This is a genomic window from Streptomyces sp. NBC_00271 (assembly GCF_036178845.1).
Classification (GTDB): Bacteria; Actinomycetota; Actinomycetes; order Streptomycetales; family Streptomycetaceae; genus Streptomyces.
The window spans coordinates 208,321-223,800 of record NZ_CP108070.1 but is presented as its reverse complement, the minus strand read 5'-3'; the positions used below and the strand labels follow the sequence as shown (position 1 = coordinate 223,800).

The window sequence follows — 15,480 nt, the reverse complement described above, 5'->3', positions numbered from 1 at the left end:
CCCGGCAGGTTCAGGAGTAGAGGCCGGCCCGGAAGACGAACGAGACGAGTTGCGCTCGATCACGTGCGCCGACCTTCGTCATGGCCCGCACCGCATGCGTCTTCACGGTGAACGGCGACACGGACATCTGGGCCGCGATCTCGTCGTTGCCGAGACCGCTCGCGACGAGAACGACCACGTCCCGCTCCTTGGGTGTCAGAGCGTCGAAGCGTCGCAGCAGTTCCTGGTCGATCACCGGGGGCAGACTGCCGGTCATGTGACCGATGAGCGCGGCCGTCGCGGCGGCCGACAGCGCACCGCCACCGCCAACGACCTCGGTGATTCCGGCGACGAGTTCAGCGGGGCTCACGGTCTTGCTCAGGAAGCCGTTGGCGCCCGCGCGAAGGGCGGCGAGAACGATGTCGTCCTGGTCAAAGGTGGTCAGCACGATCACCCGCATCTTTTCGGGCGGGTGCTCTTTGCGGATCCGGCGGGTGGCTTCGACACCGTCGATGCCGGGCATCCGGATGTCCATCAGGACCAGGTCGACGGGGTGGTCCCGGAGGAAGGGGACGACCTGGAGCCCATCGGAGAGATCACCCGCAACAACGAGACTTGGGTCGAGCCGGAGCATCGCTTTGATGCCGGCCCTTATCTCGTCCTGGTCGTCGACGATCAGAATCCGCGTCATCGGACGACGGCTCCCAGGGGGCTGAACTCCGCATGGACCCGGAATCGCCCGTCGTCACTGTCGATCGTCAGCCGCCCGCTGGAGGACTCGACGCGTTCGCGCATCCCCACGAGCCCGAGTCCGCTGCCCGAGCCGGAGCCGCGCAGTGAGTGACCGACGCGGTTCTCCACGGTGACGCAGATCCTGCCGTCGCGCTGGCCCACATCCACCGTTGCCGCCCCCTCTCCATGCCGGTAAGCATTCGTGAGCGCTTCCTGAACGACCCGGTAGACCGTCACGCCGACGCTGGGCTCCACGAAACCGGCGGGGATGTCGATGGAGGGATGGACGTCGAGGCCGATGCTCTCGAAAGAGGCGACAAGGCCTTCCAGGCCGCTGAGCGCCGGGGTCGGCCGGAGCGCCTCGTCCTCGGAGATGTCGTCTGCGAGGCGGAGGAGCGCGAGAATCCGTTGCGTTTCGACGACGACGGCGCGGGCGCTGGACCTGGCTGAGACCAGGGCCTGCCGGGAGGACTCGGCGTCTGCAGGCAGCCCGATCTCCGCGGCACCGAGATGCAGGCTCAGCATCGCGACCTGGTGGCCGATGACGTCGTGGAGGTCCCGGGCGATGCGGAGCCGTTCCTCGGTCACCCGTCGGGTGGCTTCGATCTCGCGGGTGGCGATGGCGCTTTCGGCCCGTTCCTCCAGGGTGCGCCAGTGCTCTCGATGGATGCGCAGCGCGGCCCCTGTCGCACCTCCAGCTATGGCCGAGAAGAGTGCGGCGGCTCCCACGATCGCGCCGCCGCGGAATCCTCCCAGCGTCATGAACGCCCCCAGGAAGAACGCCGCCACGATGCCGGTTCCGGCCAGCGGCTGCTTTCCCCTGAGGGTGACCGAGAACAGCACGAGCACTGCCATCATCCACACCGACAGGGGGTCGTGGCCCACCGCTGTGACGGCGAAGGACGCCGCGCTCGTCACGACCAGTCCTGCCCACGGCCTCCACCACGAGAGGGCGACACCGCCACCGGCGAGGAGCACGGAGAGGGCCGTCGGCCAATCCGACCCTCGCAGGATCACTGCCGCGATCTGGCCGGTGAACACCAGCGCGGCCACCGAATAGGCGATGAGGTGCAGCGACTTGGGGCGGCGAACCCACAGGGGTGCCACGGGCCCGTCCTGATTGCTCTGCGCCTCGACCATGGTCCGATTCTCGTCCACGTGCGCTGCGGCCGTGTACTTCGAATGAAGTAGACGGCGAGCCCGGTCCGGGCGATGGGGACGGCAGAACTCATTCGATTCGAAGTGGATGGCAGAACTACTTCGTTCGAAGTACACGGCTCCTCCCGAGGCCGCTGAGACTCCTCACCGAGGCGACCGTCTCACACCATCACGATCACAAAACGGGACACCCGATGACTCAGACCACCATGACTTCGAGCACGCACACGACCACGACGACGTCCTCCGGGCTCCGATCGCTCTATCTGATCCGAGTCGCCTTCTCCCTGATCTGGGTGGCACTCGTCGCCGCGACCTCCACCTCGCTCGTGCCGGCGGACAAACCCACCGTGATCGCGGCCGTGCTGCTCGTCACCTACCCCCTGTGGGACGTCATCGCCACACTCCTCGAGCGCCGCATGGCTGGCACCGGCTCCACGGACCGCCTCGGTACCACCAACATGGCTCTCGGCCTCGCCACCACCGCCGGGATGACCGTTGCCGTCTTCTCCACCATCGGGACGGCCCTGCTCGTGTTCGGCATCTGGGCCCTCCTTTCCGGAGCGATCCAGCTCGTCGTGGCGATCCGGCGCCGACGCACCGTCGGCGCCCAGTGGCCCATGGTCATCAGCGGCGGACTGTCCGTCCTCGCCGGTGCCTCCTTCGCTGCCATGTCCGCCTCGGCGACGAGCAGCCTCTCCTCCGTCGCCGGATACTCAGCCTTCGGTGCCTTGTGGTTCCTTGTCTCCGTCATCGCCCTGAGCATCCGCAGCCGACGCGAAAAGCGTTGACCACCGCGGTCGGAGCCACCGCCTCTCCCGGGGCGCGGCGTCTTCCGGGGCGCGGCGTCTTCCGCAAACTCGGCGTCGAGCAGATCGACCTGCTGATCCTGCGGCCCGCGCCGGACCGCTTCGAGAAGACCATCGCCGCGTACAAGGCTCTCGAGGCGCTGCTTGCCATGGTGATCACTGGTCGTAGGCGATCAGGGATCGGTGACGCGCGTCTCCCTGCCGCAGCCCCCGCCCGCGCCGCCCCACCGCCCCGGCTGTGACGCAGCTCCTGTCGCCCCCGCGGGAGGCCGCCGTACCGTTGTCCGCCCCGCACCTCTCCGCCCGGGCGCGCCGTGCCCGCGACCGGATCACCCACACCGGAACACCCAGGACAGGCGGGCACACGCACAGGACGGTCCACCATGCTCACCGCTCTCTCGCCCGTCATCGCCGCCTCCGCACGCTGGCTGCTGGCGGCCTTCCCCCCGGCCACCGGCCCGCTGAACCAGGCCCTGGCCGAGGCCCAGGCAGGCCATGCGGCCACCATCGCCGCCGCCCTGCGCTACCCCACCGCGCTGGACGCCGAACTGCTGGACCTGCTCGGCCCCGGCGGCTCCGGCCGGCTGGACTTCGTCACCGGCGCCGACGCACCCCCGCTGACGGACGCCACCCACGCCTGGCGCACCCAGGTCGACGAGACCGTCGTCAGCTGGGCGGCCTGCCTGCTGGCCGACGCCGACCTCGCCGCCCTGGCCGCCGCCTGCCTGGCCGCCACCCACCACGGCCCCGACAGCGTGGGCGACGCGCGCCGGCTGACCATCCCCAGCCCGCGCGACCACCGCGCGGCCCCCCTGCTGCGCCACCCGGACTTCCTCGGCCCGATCGCGGACCTCCACCGCGAGACCCTCCTCAGCCTCCTCGGCGCCGCCCCGGCCGTCACCGCCCCCGAACCCAGGTGACCACCGAGCCCGTACGACCACAGGCAGCCGGCCACCGTCCGGCCGCCGCGGCCCGTCGCGCTCAGGGCGCCTTGAACAGAGCCGGGAAACGCGGAGCGAGCCAGGGCTTGCGCCCCCCGACCAGGATGCGGCCCTGAGCGAGGGGACCCCACTGGCCTTGGCGCCCGAGCGCCATCAGGAGAAACGTGACCGGCTCGATGAGGATGGTGCAGTCCGTACGCCCCGGCAGCCGCTCACCGACCGACACCGCACCGCCGGCCACCCGCACACCGAACCGGCCGCCACCCCACAGGCGGATCGCATAGCAGGCGCTCAGCCCGGCCGTGCGGGCCGTGTCGGTCACCCGTGGCATCACCGTCATCAAGAACGGCAGCGTCAGCCGTACCCGCTCCCGGTCGATCATGTGCGCACGCCCCAGCGCACGGGCGAGATCGTAACCGTGTCCCAGCATGTGCGTGAGCAGATACGACCCCAGCACATCCGGTCCCATCGGGCCCAGCGGAGTGACCACCGTCCCCTCCGCGCTCCGCTCCTCCAGCGCCTTCAGACACGCACCGGCCTGCTCCACGATCATCCCGGCCAGCGGCTCGGCCCCGCGCTCACCGAACGCGGCGAGCGCCTGCTCGTTGGCCGCGGCGAGACTCTGCGCCGTGCCGTCCCCGTAGCTGCGCGCACGGCCCGCCGCGATGTCCGCCATCAGCTCGTTGGCCAGTGCCAGATGCGCGGCCGCCTCCCCGACGCTCCACTGCGACTGCGGCACCCGGCGTTCCATGCCGGCGCCCGCCCGCAGCAGTGCGGCGATCTCCTCGGCCGTATCCCGTATCGCCGCACCGAGCCCCTCGGGCACCGCACCCCGTACGTCCGGTCCCGCCACTGGTTCCACGCCGCCTCATCCCCACTTTTCGTTCCCGTCCCGGTGCCCGGTGCCCGGTGCCCGGTGCCCGGTTCCGCCTGCAGCCGGCGGGCGAACACGCGTCACGGATCACCCGGCGTACAGAAGACCAGGTGACAGGGGCAGCGACAAGCCCCTGAACCACGCGGCCGGGACCAGACCCCGCCCGCTCCTGTCCAGCGCCTTTGCCCCCGCCAGGCCCGTCCGCCGGGCCCGTTTGCCAAGCAGGTTCGCCAAGTCCATGCGCCCCGGGCCGTGTTGAGGGGACGCCGGAGGCCGATGGCATAGTGCCCCGCATGCCGATACGGACCGCGCGCCCACAAAAGGGCAGGTGGCGGGGAGCCCTCGTCGCACTCCTCGCCGCACTTCTCCTCACGGCCGCCACACCCGCCGGGTTCGCCGTCGCCGCCGGGTCCGGTGAGACCGGGCTGCGGTTCGAGGCCCCCGGGACGTTCGTCATGTACAACGCCGACGAGGGCGCGAAGGCCGAGAACGGCGCCTTCGTCCTGCCGGTCGCCGTCGTGCCCGGGAACACCGGACCGCCCGCAACATCAAGGTCGTGTTGACATCCTCCCCCTCTTATTATTAAAAGAGGGGGATTCCAACCCGGGTGGGTTGAGGTTCACGGATGCTCGAACGGCTGGTGGCCGTTGTCATCCCTCCGGCACCGGCTGATCGCCGGGGGCGGGGAATCCCGCCCTGTCCTGCCGCGACGTTGGTTGCTGCGTTGGTATCTGCGTTGCAGGTGAAGCCGCAGAAGGAGCAGACGAACTCGGCTTGGCTCTTGCGCGAGTTCTTGTCGATCCATCCGCAGGCGGAGCAACGCAGGGAGGTGTAGGGGGCGGGGACGTCTTCGACCCGGCCGGGGGGCCTTGTGTTCGGTGCGCTGCCGCAGCAGGCCCCAGCCCTGCGCGAGGATCGCCCGGTTCAGTCCGGCTTTCTGCTTGACCTGCCTGCCGGGCTGCCCGGCGGTTCCCCTGGCCGAGCGGGTCATGTTCTTGATGTTCAGCTTCTCGAACCGCACCAGGCCGTAGGTGCGGGCCAGCATCGTGCTGGTCTTCTCGCACCAGTCCTTGCGCCGGCCGGCTTCACGGGCTTTGAGCCTGGCCACCTTGGCGTACTCGGCGGTCTTCTGCTCGCTTCCCTTCGGGGCGCGTGCGGCACGTCGCGGGTGTTTGCGGACCTGAGCGCGCTCCTTCACGGTGAGCTGCGGGCAGTTCAGCTTCCGCCCGTCCGAAAGGGCGGCCGTGATCTTCACGCCCCGGTCGATACCGATGACCTCGTCCGTACCGGGTGCCTCGGCCGGTGCGGGGATGACCGCGAACGCCACGTGCCACTGGCCGTTGCGCAAGGTGACACGGAAAGTCTTCGCCGCGGGCAGTTCGGACCGGGTGAGCCGGAAGCGGACCCAGCCGCAGCCGGGCACCTTGACCTGAGCCCACCGGCGGTTGAGCTTGTGCACCACCACGGACCGGCCCATGACCTGCCTGCCGGTCTTCGCGCTCAGCTTCGGGCCACCGTCAGTGGCGAACTCCGGGACCCGGTCGGTGCCGATGACGCGGAATCCCTCGTGCCGGTACTTCTTACGCCAGGTCGGCTCACCGAACCCGGAGGTGAACCTGGCGTTCTTGGCCTGGGCGAAGTCTTTCAGCGCTTGCTGCTGAACGTCCGCGTTCCCGCTGCCGAGCCACTCGTTGTCGCGCCGGGCTTCGGTGAGTTGCCTGCACTGCCCGGCGAAGCCCGGCGCGGCCTTGCGGCCCCGGTACCAGTGCGAGTGCTGTTCGACGGCGAGGTTCCACACGTACCGGGCATGCGCGCAGTGCAGGAGCATCTGCTGCTCCTGCTGCGGCGTCGGGTACATACGGAAACGTGACATGGGACCATTTTAGCTCAATAATGGTCCCATGAAGCATGTGAACCTGAGACTCCCTGACGATCTGCACGAGCAGGCCAAGGCCGCCGCCGACGCTGACGACCGCTCCCTGAACTCATGGCTTGTATCGCTCGTACGCCGCGCTGTCGCGGATGATGAACGCCCCTCCGCCCAGGGGGCGTAGCGACTGCCTCTGCCCCGATACGCGGGAGCGGGCATTCACCCCGGCCCTGAAAGACCGGGCGCCCCCACCCGGAACCCCTGCGGATGGCGAGCGTTCCGGCGGTTGACGGGCGGCCGGCGGAGAGGAGACGCGGGTCACATCGCGCCGCGTCACAGGAGGCCGGGCTACCTCGTCTCAGGGGATGTAGCCACGGACGGCCCCAGAGGAGCACAGCATGGACGCGCGACTGAACTACTTCGCCGACCCGACCGCCGGAAAGGCCCTCAAATACTTCATGTCGGCAGGCAAGGCGCTCAAGGACTCGCCGCTGCCGGCCGCGACGCAGGAGCTGGTGGCACTGCGCGTGAGCCAGATCAACGGATGCGCCGCCTGCATCGACATGCACACCAAGGAGGCCGCCGCTGCCGGCGAGACCTCGGTGCGCCTCAACCTGGTCGCGGTGTGGCGTGAGGCCACGGTCTTCACCGAGGCCGAGCGTGCCGCGCTGGAGCTGGCGGAGGAGGGGACCCGCATCGCGGACGCGGCCCGTGGGGTCGGCGACGAGGTGTGGGCGCATGCTGCCAAGCACTATGACGAGGACCAGCTCACCGCCCTGGTGGTCCTGGTCTCCTTCATGAACGCGGTGAACCGGCTGAACATCATCACCCGGCAGCCGGCCGGCAACTACGAGGCGGGGCAGTTCCATTGAGAGGTGGAGGGGAGATGTCGGGGGCGGGCGTTCGAGGGAAGGGGGCTCGGCGTGAGCAAGGTCGAGGAGTTCGAGGAGCTGCGGCCGCTGCTGTTTTCGATCGCCTACCGGATTCTGGGCAGCGTGGGCGAGGCCGAGGACGCGGTGCAGGAGACATGGCTGCGTTTTGACGGCTCGTCGACCCGGCCCACGTCGACCAAGGCTTTCCTGTCGGCCGCGGTGACACGGATCTCCATCGATGTGCTGCGTTCCGCACGGGTGCGGCGGGAGGAGTACGTGGGCCCGTGGTTTCCCGAGCCGCTGCTGAGCGATCCGTACCAGGATCCGGCACGGGCGGTGGAGCTGGCCGACTCGGTGTCGATGGCGGCGCTGTTGCTGCTGGAGCGGCTCAGCCCGCTGGAGCGGGCGGTGTTCGTGCTGCGGGAGGTCTTCGCCTTCGAGTTCGACGAGGTCGCCGCGGCGGTGGGGCGTTCGGCGGTGGCGTGCCGGCAGCTGCTGGTGCGGGCGCGGCGACACATGGAGGCCGGGCGGCCGCGGTTCGAAGCGGACCGGCAGGAGCGGCACGAGCTGGCGACGCGGTTCTTCGACGCGCTGAAGAGCGGCGATGTGGACGGGCTGCGGGATCTGCTGGCCGCCGACGTACAACTGGTCGGGGACGGTGGCGGCAAGGCCCCGCAGCTGGCCAAGGCCGTCATGGGCGCGCAGAACGTGGCCCGGGTGCTGGGCACGGTCTTCCCCTTGATGAGCCGGATCGACGTGACGTTCGAGCCGCACGAGGTCAACGGCCAGCCCGGCGCGATCTTCCGGGACCGGGACGGCAAGGTGCTCCACACCCTGGCCCTCGACGTGCTCGACGGGCAGATCCAGACCATCCGCACGGTGATCAATCCCGACAAGCTCGGCCACCTCGGGCCGGTCGCCGACGCCTGGGCCGTCGACCGCGAGGTGAAGCAGGCCCGCCGACAGATGAACTGACCCCGGTGCGTGGCGCGGACCGGCTCGTCCGCCGGCAGCTCATGTCAGCGGCCACAGGGCGGTCCCCGTCCGCCCTGTGCGGGCGCACGGCGGGAAGGTGACGGCAGGCCCTGGCCGATGCGGACGAACGTGATCGTGACGGGGGACCGCTCCAGGCCGGTGTTGCCGACGCTGAATCGGCGGCTGTTCCGCTTATCCGCCTAAAGCGGTCACCCGTGGCGTGCCCGGATCGACCCGAACCACGGCGCGCCTGCCCCCGCACGGCACACACACCCGCCATCACCCGCCCGCACGCGGCCACGCGGCCTGGTCATTTGAGAATGTTGACGGCCCGGGCGACCACCAGCACCACCGTCACCAAGGAGACCGAGGACTGCAGCATCATCAGCATCTTGGCCCACCGCGACAGCGGCATCACATCGGTCGGGCTGAAGGCGGTGGAGTTGGTGAACGACAGATACAGGTAGTCCAGAAACGCCGGCTCCCAGTCCGGCGGCGCGGTCTGCGGGCTCTGCATCTGTACGAAGAGGAAGTCGGCGTACTGACTCTGGCCGCGGACCCGCGCCATCGGCCCGCCGCGGTCCCACTCCCAGTACCACAGGGCGAACACGATGACGTTCGTCAGCCAGATACCGCCGCCGCTCAGCAGCAGCGGCCCGGCCTCCGTCGCCGCGGTGCCGTTGACCAGACCCGCCACCAGCCGGACCGCCGACCAGCCGTTGGCCAGACTGATCACACCGGTCAGAGCCAGCCCCCACCACCGCAGCCACCGGGTGCGGGGTTCGACCCGCCGGGGATTGGCCGCGATCAGACCGGCCAGCAGCACCAACTCCAGGGCCGGCAAAGCCCAGTACGGATGGAAGGCGAGCCGGTGCGGCAGCATCCACTGCAGAGCGACCGCCACCAGGATCACCGCGGTCACCGCCCAGCGCGGCTCACCCCGCGTCGCCCGCCGCCACGCGGGCACCACCTCACGCTCACCGCTCTCCAGCAGCCGCTCGATCCGCGCCAGGCGGCTCTCGGCATCACCCGTACCGTCACTCATGGCGACGATTGTCCTCGGCTCACCGAGTTGCTCCGAGGGTGCTCCGTCTTTTAGGGCGGGGAGGAATCGGGCTCCTGCGGGGCAGGGCAGAGGTGGCCGAATCGCCGGCAGGGCGATTCGGTGCCCACCCGCAACGGCGGTGAGGCTGTCCTCACCGGTCGGGAGCTCTCAACTGTCAGTCGTCCCGGATAGGTTGACGTCATGACGGCGATTACGCAGGAATCGGAAGGTGACGGGCACGCCCGCTCCACCTATCGCCTGCGTGTCTCTTCTGGCGCCCGCACGGCTCTGGAGGCGGAGTGGTCGCGCTGTAGGTGGTTGTGGAACGAATGCTCCGCCTGGTCGAAGAAAGCCCACCGGGACGGGGAGAAGTGCGGTCCGGCACGGCTGGACAAGATGCTGACGCAGGCCCGCACCGCAATGTTGTGGCTGCGTGAAGGCTCCTCGGTTCCTCAGCAGCAGTTGATACGCGACTTCGCGAAGTCCCGGGCCAAAGCACTCAAGGACATCAAGGCCCGGTTGCCGATGCGGCAGCGGGCCGGTATGCCCCGGTACAAGAAAAAGCACCAGGACGCCCCCAGCCTGAATTACACCCGGCGTGGCTTCCGTCTCAAAAACGGTCGTCTGCACCTGGCCGGGGGCATCGCGGTGACGGTGGTGTGGTCGCGGGACCTGCCCGAACCTCCGTCCAGCGTCCGCGTGTACCGCGAGGGCACCGGAGCGTGGTACGCGTCCTTTGTCGTCCCGGCCGTGACCGGGGCCCTGCCGGAGACCGGCGCAGTGATCGGTATCGACTGGGGTGTCAAGGAGACCGCGACCACCACCAGCGACGAGCACGACCTTCCCCACCCCCAGCACGGGAAGAACGCCGCCCAGCGCCTCGCCCGCTACCAGCGGATGATGTCCCGCCGTCGTCCCCCGGAGGGCAGGGCTGCCTCGAAGGGCTACCGCACCGCGCAGGCCCAGGCCGCGAAGCTGCACAAGAAGGTGGCACGGCAGCGTCAGGACGCTGCCCGCAAGTGGGCCAAGAAGGTCGTCCGCGACCATGACGCTGTGGCGGTCGAGGACTTCCGCCCCAAGTTCCTCGCGAAGTCGACCATGGCCCGCAAGGCCGCTGACGCCGCGATCGGAGCGACGAAGGCCGCGTTGGTCGAGATGGCCCGCAAGCACGGCCGGACCGTGCATCTGGTACACCCCGCGCGCACCACGATGGACTGTGCGCAGTGCGGAGCGAGAACCAAGCACGCACTGCCTCTTTCCGAAAGGACGTATACCTGCACCGCGTGCGGAGTCGTGAGCCCTCGGGACAAGAACTCCGCCCGCGTGATGCTGGTCCGGGCTGGTCTGCAACCCGGCTAGTGCTGATCGTGCAAGACCTGCACCCCCGCCGGGGGGCAGGCGACGTGAGCTAGGAATCCCCCTGCTTTAGCCGGGGGAGGCGTCAACACCATCGGCTTCGCAGCCTGACCCGCAGGTCCACAGGCCTGCCTGCCGGACGGGTGAAGTGCCAGGAGCGGTACCGCATTCCCGCACCGAAGGATAAGAAACCCATAAATTTCGGGTGCATGGCGGTGTGTTGCCGGGGAACTCGCTGCATCGGAGGTTGATAACTATGGTTCCCCTGCTTCTCGTTCTTCTGCTTGCGCTGGTTCTCTTCGGTGCCGGTTTCGCGCTGAAGGCTCTGTGGATCGTGGCCGTGATCGTGCTGGCCGTGTGGCTGCTCGGTTTCGTCATGCGTTCCGCCGGAACCGGCGGCGGCCGTGGCCGTTGGTACCGCTGGTAGCGAACAGCAATTCCACCCCCTGGTGCGGGGCGGCCCCGGACGTCAACGTCCGGGGCCGCCCCGCCCGCATGTGACTCTTGTGTAAAAATGCCGGCGCCGGTGCGCGGGTGGCGGGGAGCGGGGCAGGAGAACGGTGTGGCCGGGAGGCCCGCTGTGCGCGCCCGGAACCGCGCACCTCCAACACGGCGGACTTCCCGGGCACACTCGGCCGCATGCCTCGGGCAGAGCGTGGATCACCCCGGGCCGGGGCGTTCGAGGCGCTGAGGGCTCGACGCCGCCAGCTCGGCACACGGTGGCGCCGCCTTTCAGCGGACCGGCAGGGCCGTTGTCATGGTGTCGTTGAGAAGGTGTTTTCGGCCCAGTCGGCGAACGACGTCCAGCGCAGACGGGGAGGGGCGGCGTGCAGCGCCGGCAGGTCGACGCGGTAGCCGGGGCCACGCAGGAACGTCCACATCGCCCGCATGTCGTCGTTGCCGATCTCGTCGAGCTGTACTTCGTGGTGGCGGACGGTCGCACCGACTGCCGTGCTCAACGCGGCTGCCATGTCATCGGGCGTGGGGGCGTCGCCGGCCAGCTCGATGCGCTGCCCGGCGAACGCGTCGGGCGCGGCGAAGACGGCGGCAGCGAACTCGCCCAGATCGGGGCGTGCCAGTTGCTGCAGCGGACGGTCCGGTGGCAGGGGCAGATCGAGCACCCCCTGGCGGATCCGGTCCTCGCCGCCGAGGGCGTTGTCGAAGAAGTAGGTGGGCCCCAGGATCGTGTAGGGCACCTCGCCTGCGGCCAGTTCCCGCTCGATGACGGCCTTGGTCTCGAAGTGCGGTACGCCCGTGTCCTGGTCGGCACCTGCCACGGAACTGAAGACCAGGTGTGGCACACGAGCATGACGGGCGGCGGCGAGAATGGTCCGGCCCTGTGCGATCTCGGCGGCCGGTCCTGACTCGAAGGGCGTGGTCATCGCGAACACACCGGCTACGCCCCGCATGGCTGAGGCCAGGGACTCGCGGTCCATGAGATCCCCGCCCACCACCTCGACGCCGCGGGCGGCCAGGGCGCGGGCCGCAGTGGATCGAGGGTTGCGGACCAGGCCACGGACGGCGGCGCCGCGGGACAGCAACGCGCTGACGACGGCGCCGCCCTGTCCTCCGGTCGCTCCGAGAACCAGTACCGACTGGTCGACATTCATGGGGAAGGCTCCTTTCGGTCGGCCCCGGAGGGCCTCGCCGCGGGTGGGACTGAGCCGCTGGATCACTGCTTGCGATGCGGGCGCACGGCTGCTCGTGGAGCATGCAAGCGTCCCGGTCCGGTGGCCGGTGAGGCGCGCCGGGGGCCTGCCGGGTTGCCTGATTCCTCGGCTGAGGGCAGCGTGGTCGGTGTCGGCCGGTTGTCCCGGGAGGAGTGTGCTGTGGCCGTGATCTCCGATGGGGCGTCGCAGGCGACGTGGCCGCGGCTGCGCGTCGCCGACTGGACCGAGACCCGGGACACACTGCACATGTGGGCCCAGATCGTCGGCAAGATCCGGCTGGCCCACGCGCCCCTGGTCAATCACTGGTGGCAGGTCACCTTCTATGTCAGCCCGTGCGGCCTCACCACGTCGGCGATCCCCTACCGCTCAGGGGTCTTCGACATCGAGTTCGACTTCCTCGACCATCAGCTGCGTATCCGTGGCAGCGACGGCGCCCACCGCAGCGTGGCCCTGGAGCCGAGGCCGGTGGCCGACTTCTACCGCGAGACGATGCGGGCCCTGAGTGAGCTGGGAATCGAGACGAAGATCCAGGCGTCTCCCAACGAGGTGGAGCCGGCGATCCCCTTCGACGAGGACCAGCGGCACACTTCCTACGACCCGAGGGCCGCGCAGCTCTTCTGGCGGCAGTTGCTGCAGGCCAACCGGGCGCTGGGGGAGTTCCGCTCGTACTTCGTCGGCAAGGTGAGCCCGGTGCACTTCTTCTGGGGCGGCATGGACATGGCCTGCACGAGGTTCTCCGGACGGGTGGCGCCGCCGTATCCCGGCAGCGCCCCGAACTGCGGTGACTGGGTGATGGTGGAGGGCTACTCCCGCGAGTTGAGCAGCTGTGGTTTCTGGCCCGGCGGCGGTGAAGAGGGAGCCTTCTACTCGTACGCCTATCCCGAGCCGGGTGGCTTCGCCGGCCACCCGGTCACCCCGGCCGACGCGTTCTACAGCTCTGACTTCAGCCAGTTCCTTCTGCCGTACGAGGCGGTGCGCACCGCGGCCGACCCGGACCGGGCACTGGCCGGTTTCCTGCACACGACCTACGAGGCGGCCGCGGAGCACGGCGGCTGGGACCGGGCGGCCCTGGAAGAGGACCCGAACCGGTGGCGAAAGTACCGGTAGAGGGGCGGGCGTGTTGGGGGCGGGTGCGCTCTCGGTATGCGGCCGGACGGTTCGTGACGTACACGGACGGCAGCGTCATCGCCAGCAGGACCGTCCAGGGGACAGGACCGAGGGCGCCGCGCCGACCACCTCGAAGTGCCTGAGGGATGCCCGTCGCTGTCCCCCAGACGCGGGAGTTGCACCGCTACCTGCGCCGGCGCAGCCGGAATGCTCGGCACCCCGACGTCCCGGCCGCCCAGCGATGCGAGAGCGCCCGCGTCCGCGGCGAGGAATGCATCCGCTGGGGCGGACGACCACTCGCCGCCTGAACGTACGACCCGGTGTTCGCGCCCGATCACACCAGGAGCGCGGCAAGGTTGTGACGTGGTTCACAAAGAAAGGGTGACAGGGTGTTGTCGCGGGCGGCTGCGACTGTCGGCGGCATGACGATCACAGATGAGGACTGTCTCCCCGAGACCCTGGCGTTCAACGAGCACTTTGAGGCTGCCGCCGTGAGCCGTCCGGCTCGAGGGCAGGTGCCGAGCCCAGCCGTGCTGGCGCTCCTGCGGCGCAACCGGCTCGGCGGTGACACGCCACCGGTAAGACTGCCGCACGGGCGGGACCGCGTTGTTGAGGGCGGAGTGAAGGTACGGGTCTTCGTGCCGGACCATGCCGACGGCGTGTACCTGCACATCCACGGAGGCGGCTGGGCGTTCGGGTCCGCGGACGGACAGGACGAGCGGCTCTGGCGGCTCGCCGAGCAGGCGCGGCTGGCCGTGGTGAGCGTGGAGTACCGCCTCGCGCCGGAACACCCGTTCCCCGCCGGGCCCGACGACTGCGAAGCGGCTGCCCGATGGCTGGCGAAACACGCCGCGGCCGAGTTCGGTACCGAACGGCTGCTGATCGGCGGTGAATCGGCCGGTGCCCATCTCAGCGTCGTGACGCTGCTGCGCCTTCGTGACCGGTACGGCATCACCGGCGCGTTTCGGGCGGCCCACCTGCTCTTCGGCCCCTATGACCTGTCGATGACACCAAGCCAGCGGTCGTTTGGCTCCCGACAACTGCTGAGCAACACCGACGCGATCCGGGGCAGCTATGAGCTGTTCACGCCAGGGATGGGGCAGGAGCAGCGCCGCGCTCCCGAGGTGTCGCCCCTGTTCGCGAACCTGACCAGGTTGCCGCCTGCCCGGATCGTCGTCGGCACCGAGGATCCGCTGCTGGACGACTCGCTGTTCCTGGCCCAACGGTGGCAGGCGGCGGGCGCGCCTGTGCAGCTCGGCGTCGTCGCCGGCGCGATGCACGGCTTCACTCTGTTCCCCCTGACCATCACCGAGCGGGAACTGCGGCGCGAGCGGGATTTCCTGGCCGCTGCGTGACGGTAGCGTCGGCGGCATGAACCGAACTGCCCGGCTGTACGCGCTGGTGGAGGACTTGCGCGCGGTGGCGCCGCGGCCGCTGACGGTCGCGGTGCTCGCCACGCGGTTCGAGATCAGCACACGCACGGTGCAGCGTGACCTGCAATCCCTGTTGGAGACCGGTGTCCCGGTGCGCTCCATACCGGGGCGAGGCGGCGGTTGGTCGATCGACCCGGAGATGACCCTGCCCCCGGTCCGCCTCACCGCCGACGAAGCCGCGGCACTGATTACTGCGCTCGCCGCGGTTGACGCCTCCACCCCCTACGTCGGTGCGGCCCGCACGGCGGCCCAGAAGATTGCGGCCTCGATGACCGGCCCCGCCTCGGCGGCGGCGCAGGAACTCGCCGCACGGATCGTTACCCTGCCGACGCGCAGCGACTGCGCGGTCCGTACCGCGGTGGAGCAGGCCCTCGCCAACAACCTGGTGTTGCGGCTGTCCTATACCGACGCGGCCGGACACGAAAGCGACCGCGTCGTGGAACCGGCCGGATTGCTCACCGCCGACGGCCGCTGGTACCTCATCGCCTGGTGCCGTACACGCCGGGCGGGCCGGGGTTTCCGGCTGGACCGGATCGCAGCAGCGGCTCCGACCAGTGAACAGGCACAGCCGCATAGCCTGACCGAGCTACTGCTCGGCTCGGCCGCCGTCGGCGCAGTACAACCCACTGCACTGACCTCATTCAGACCTCCGTCATGAG

Annotated in this window: 17 protein-coding genes and 2 pseudogenes; 12 read left to right on the top strand and 7 right to left on the bottom strand. The window is 69.7% G+C overall.

Going from position 1 to position 15,480, the window contains the following annotated elements:
- Window positions 1–10 precede the first annotated feature (10 nt).
- Both OG798_RS01170 and OG798_RS01165 read right to left on the bottom strand, forming a co-directional pair.
- Entirely contained in the window at window positions 11–670 is a 660-nt protein-coding gene (locus tag OG798_RS01170; RefSeq protein WP_328755912.1) for a response regulator transcription factor, read from the bottom strand.
- Window positions 667–1,851 carry a sensor histidine kinase gene (locus tag OG798_RS01165; RefSeq protein WP_328755910.1) on the bottom strand — a complete coding sequence of 395 codons (1,185 nt, stop codon included), beginning with the start codon at window positions 1,849–1,851 and terminating at the stop codon, window positions 667–669. The genes OG798_RS01170 and OG798_RS01165 overlap by 4 nt, the downstream gene beginning before the upstream one ends.
- A gap of 212 nt (window positions 1,852–2,063) precedes the next feature.
- Between OG798_RS01165 and OG798_RS01160 the strand changes: the two genes are divergently transcribed.
- The 3 genes from OG798_RS01160 (at window position 2,064) to OG798_RS01150 (ending at window position 3,598) form a co-directional block, all read left to right on the top strand.
- Window positions 2,064–2,660: a DUF308 domain-containing protein gene (locus OG798_RS01160; protein WP_328755909.1), complete on the top strand. Its 597-nt coding sequence runs from the start codon at window positions 2,064–2,066 to the stop codon at window positions 2,658–2,660.
- Window positions 2,657–2,920 carry a hypothetical protein gene (locus tag OG798_RS01155; RefSeq protein WP_328755908.1) on the top strand — a complete coding sequence of 88 codons (264 nt, stop codon included), beginning with the start codon at window positions 2,657–2,659 and terminating at the stop codon, window positions 2,918–2,920. Before OG798_RS01160 ends, OG798_RS01155 begins: the two co-directional genes overlap by 4 nt.
- 141 nt (window positions 2,921–3,061) lie before the next feature.
- A complete protein-coding gene (locus OG798_RS01150; protein WP_121413810.1) occupies window positions 3,062–3,598 on the top strand; it encodes a hypothetical protein in 537 nt (178 codons plus the stop codon).
- Between the two features lie 61 nt (window positions 3,599–3,659).
- Here the strand turns inward: OG798_RS01150 and OG798_RS01145 are convergent, their stop codons facing one another.
- A complete protein-coding gene (locus OG798_RS01145; protein WP_443053687.1) occupies window positions 3,660–4,481 on the bottom strand; it encodes a maleylpyruvate isomerase family mycothiol-dependent enzyme in 822 nt (273 codons plus the stop codon).
- 305 nt (window positions 4,482–4,786) lie between these two features.
- On the opposite strand from OG798_RS01145, the gene OG798_RS01140 reads away from it, so the two are divergent.
- Window positions 4,787–5,056, top strand: coding sequence for a hypothetical protein (locus OG798_RS01140; protein WP_328755906.1), 270 nt, complete (start codon window positions 4,787–4,789; stop codon window positions 5,054–5,056).
- A 19-nt stretch (window positions 5,057–5,075) separates the two neighbouring features.
- Here OG798_RS01140 and OG798_RS01135 read toward each other — a convergent pair whose 3' ends face one another.
- A complete protein-coding gene (locus OG798_RS01135) occupies window positions 5,076–5,294 on the bottom strand; it encodes a zinc ribbon domain-containing protein (RefSeq protein WP_328759961.1) in 219 nt (72 codons plus the stop codon).
- A gap of 112 nt (window positions 5,295–5,406) precedes the next feature.
- Window positions 5,407–6,321, bottom strand: a pseudogene (locus OG798_RS01130) (RNA-guided endonuclease InsQ/TnpB family protein); the annotation flags it as partial.
- Between the two features lie 73 nt (window positions 6,322–6,394).
- On the opposite strand from OG798_RS01130, the gene OG798_RS01125 reads away from it, so the two are divergent.
- The 3 genes from OG798_RS01125 (at window position 6,395) to OG798_RS01115 (ending at window position 8,210) form a co-directional block, all read left to right on the top strand.
- The gene (locus OG798_RS01125; RefSeq protein ID WP_121413806.1) at window positions 6,395–6,547 is read left to right on the top strand and encodes a YlcI/YnfO family protein; all 153 of its coding nucleotides are present in this window, start codon (window positions 6,395–6,397) and stop codon (window positions 6,545–6,547) included.
- 214 nt (window positions 6,548–6,761) lie between these two features.
- On the top strand, window positions 6,762–7,235 hold the full coding sequence (locus OG798_RS01120; protein WP_121413805.1) for a carboxymuconolactone decarboxylase family protein: 474 nt from the start codon (window positions 6,762–6,764) through the stop codon (window positions 7,233–7,235).
- 51 nt (window positions 7,236–7,286) lie between these two features.
- On the top strand, window positions 7,287–8,210 hold the full coding sequence (locus OG798_RS01115) for an RNA polymerase sigma-70 factor (protein ID WP_121413804.1): 924 nt from the start codon (window positions 7,287–7,289) through the stop codon (window positions 8,208–8,210).
- Between the two features lie 310 nt (window positions 8,211–8,520).
- Here OG798_RS01115 and OG798_RS01110 read toward each other — a convergent pair whose 3' ends face one another.
- Entirely contained in the window at window positions 8,521–9,255 is a 735-nt protein-coding gene (locus OG798_RS01110; protein WP_328755902.1) for a hypothetical protein, read from the bottom strand.
- Between the two features lie 201 nt (window positions 9,256–9,456).
- Here OG798_RS01110 and OG798_RS01105 point away from each other — a divergent pair.
- Together OG798_RS01105 and OG798_RS01100 are read left to right on the top strand one after the other, a co-directional pair.
- Window positions 9,457–10,684: pseudogene (locus OG798_RS01105) on the top strand (RNA-guided endonuclease InsQ/TnpB family protein).
- Between the two features lie 183 nt (window positions 10,685–10,867).
- The gene (locus tag OG798_RS01100; RefSeq protein WP_037652668.1) at window positions 10,868–11,038 is read left to right on the top strand and encodes a hypothetical protein; all 171 of its coding nucleotides are present in this window, start codon (window positions 10,868–10,870) and stop codon (window positions 11,036–11,038) included.
- A 328-nt stretch (window positions 11,039–11,366) separates the two neighbouring features.
- Here OG798_RS01100 and OG798_RS01095 read toward each other — a convergent pair whose 3' ends face one another.
- On the bottom strand, window positions 11,367–12,221 hold the full coding sequence (locus OG798_RS01095; protein ID WP_328755901.1) for an NmrA/HSCARG family protein: 855 nt from the start codon (window positions 12,219–12,221) through the stop codon (window positions 11,367–11,369).
- Window positions 12,222–12,446: 225 nt separating this feature from the next.
- Here OG798_RS01095 and OG798_RS01090 point away from each other — a divergent pair, with 225 nt between their 5' ends.
- The 3 genes from OG798_RS01090 (at window position 12,447) to OG798_RS01075 (ending at window position 15,479) form a co-directional block, all read left to right on the top strand.
- Window positions 12,447–13,388, top strand: a complete 942-nt coding sequence (locus tag OG798_RS01090) for a DUF5996 family protein (RefSeq protein WP_220788987.1) — start codon at window positions 12,447–12,449, stop codon at window positions 13,386–13,388.
- A 389-nt stretch (window positions 13,389–13,777) separates the two neighbouring features.
- Window positions 13,778–14,743, top strand: a complete 966-nt coding sequence (locus OG798_RS01080; protein WP_328755899.1) for an alpha/beta hydrolase — start codon at window positions 13,778–13,780, stop codon at window positions 14,741–14,743.
- Between the two features lie 16 nt (window positions 14,744–14,759).
- Window positions 14,760–15,479 (top strand): helix-turn-helix transcriptional regulator, encoded by a 720-nt coding sequence (locus OG798_RS01075; protein ID WP_328755897.1) that lies wholly within the window; start codon window positions 14,760–14,762, stop codon window positions 15,477–15,479.
- Window position 15,480: the final 1 nt, after the last annotated feature.

Coding starts and splice junctions, on each gene's coding strand:
- OG798_RS01125 (WP_121413806.1), top strand. CDS start 6,395: ATGAAGCATGTGAACCTGAGACTCCCTGACGATCTGCACGAGCAGGCC.
- OG798_RS01150 (WP_121413810.1), top strand. CDS start 3,062: ATGCTCACCGCTCTCTCGCCCGTCATCGCCGCCTCCGCACGCTGGCTG.
- OG798_RS01140 (WP_328755906.1), top strand. CDS start 4,787: ATGCCGATACGGACCGCGCGCCCACAAAAGGGCAGGTGGCGGGGAGCC.
- OG798_RS01165 (WP_328755910.1), bottom strand. CDS start 1,851: ATGGTCGAGGCGCAGAGCAATCAGGACGGGCCCGTGGCACCCCTGTGG.
- OG798_RS01095 (WP_328755901.1), bottom strand. CDS start 12,221: ATGAATGTCGACCAGTCGGTACTGGTTCTCGGAGCGACCGGAGGACAG.
- OG798_RS01100 (WP_037652668.1), top strand. CDS start 10,868: ATGGTTCCCCTGCTTCTCGTTCTTCTGCTTGCGCTGGTTCTCTTCGGT.
- OG798_RS01110 (WP_328755902.1), bottom strand. CDS start 9,255: ATGAGTGACGGTACGGGTGATGCCGAGAGCCGCCTGGCGCGGATCGAG.
- OG798_RS01120 (WP_121413805.1), top strand. CDS start 6,762: ATGGACGCGCGACTGAACTACTTCGCCGACCCGACCGCCGGAAAGGCC.
- OG798_RS01075 (WP_328755897.1), top strand. CDS start 14,760: ATGAACCGAACTGCCCGGCTGTACGCGCTGGTGGAGGACTTGCGCGCG.
- OG798_RS01160 (WP_328755909.1), top strand. CDS start 2,064: ATGACTCAGACCACCATGACTTCGAGCACGCACACGACCACGACGACG.
- OG798_RS01170 (WP_328755912.1), bottom strand. CDS start 670: ATGACGCGGATTCTGATCGTCGACGACCAGGACGAGATAAGGGCCGGC.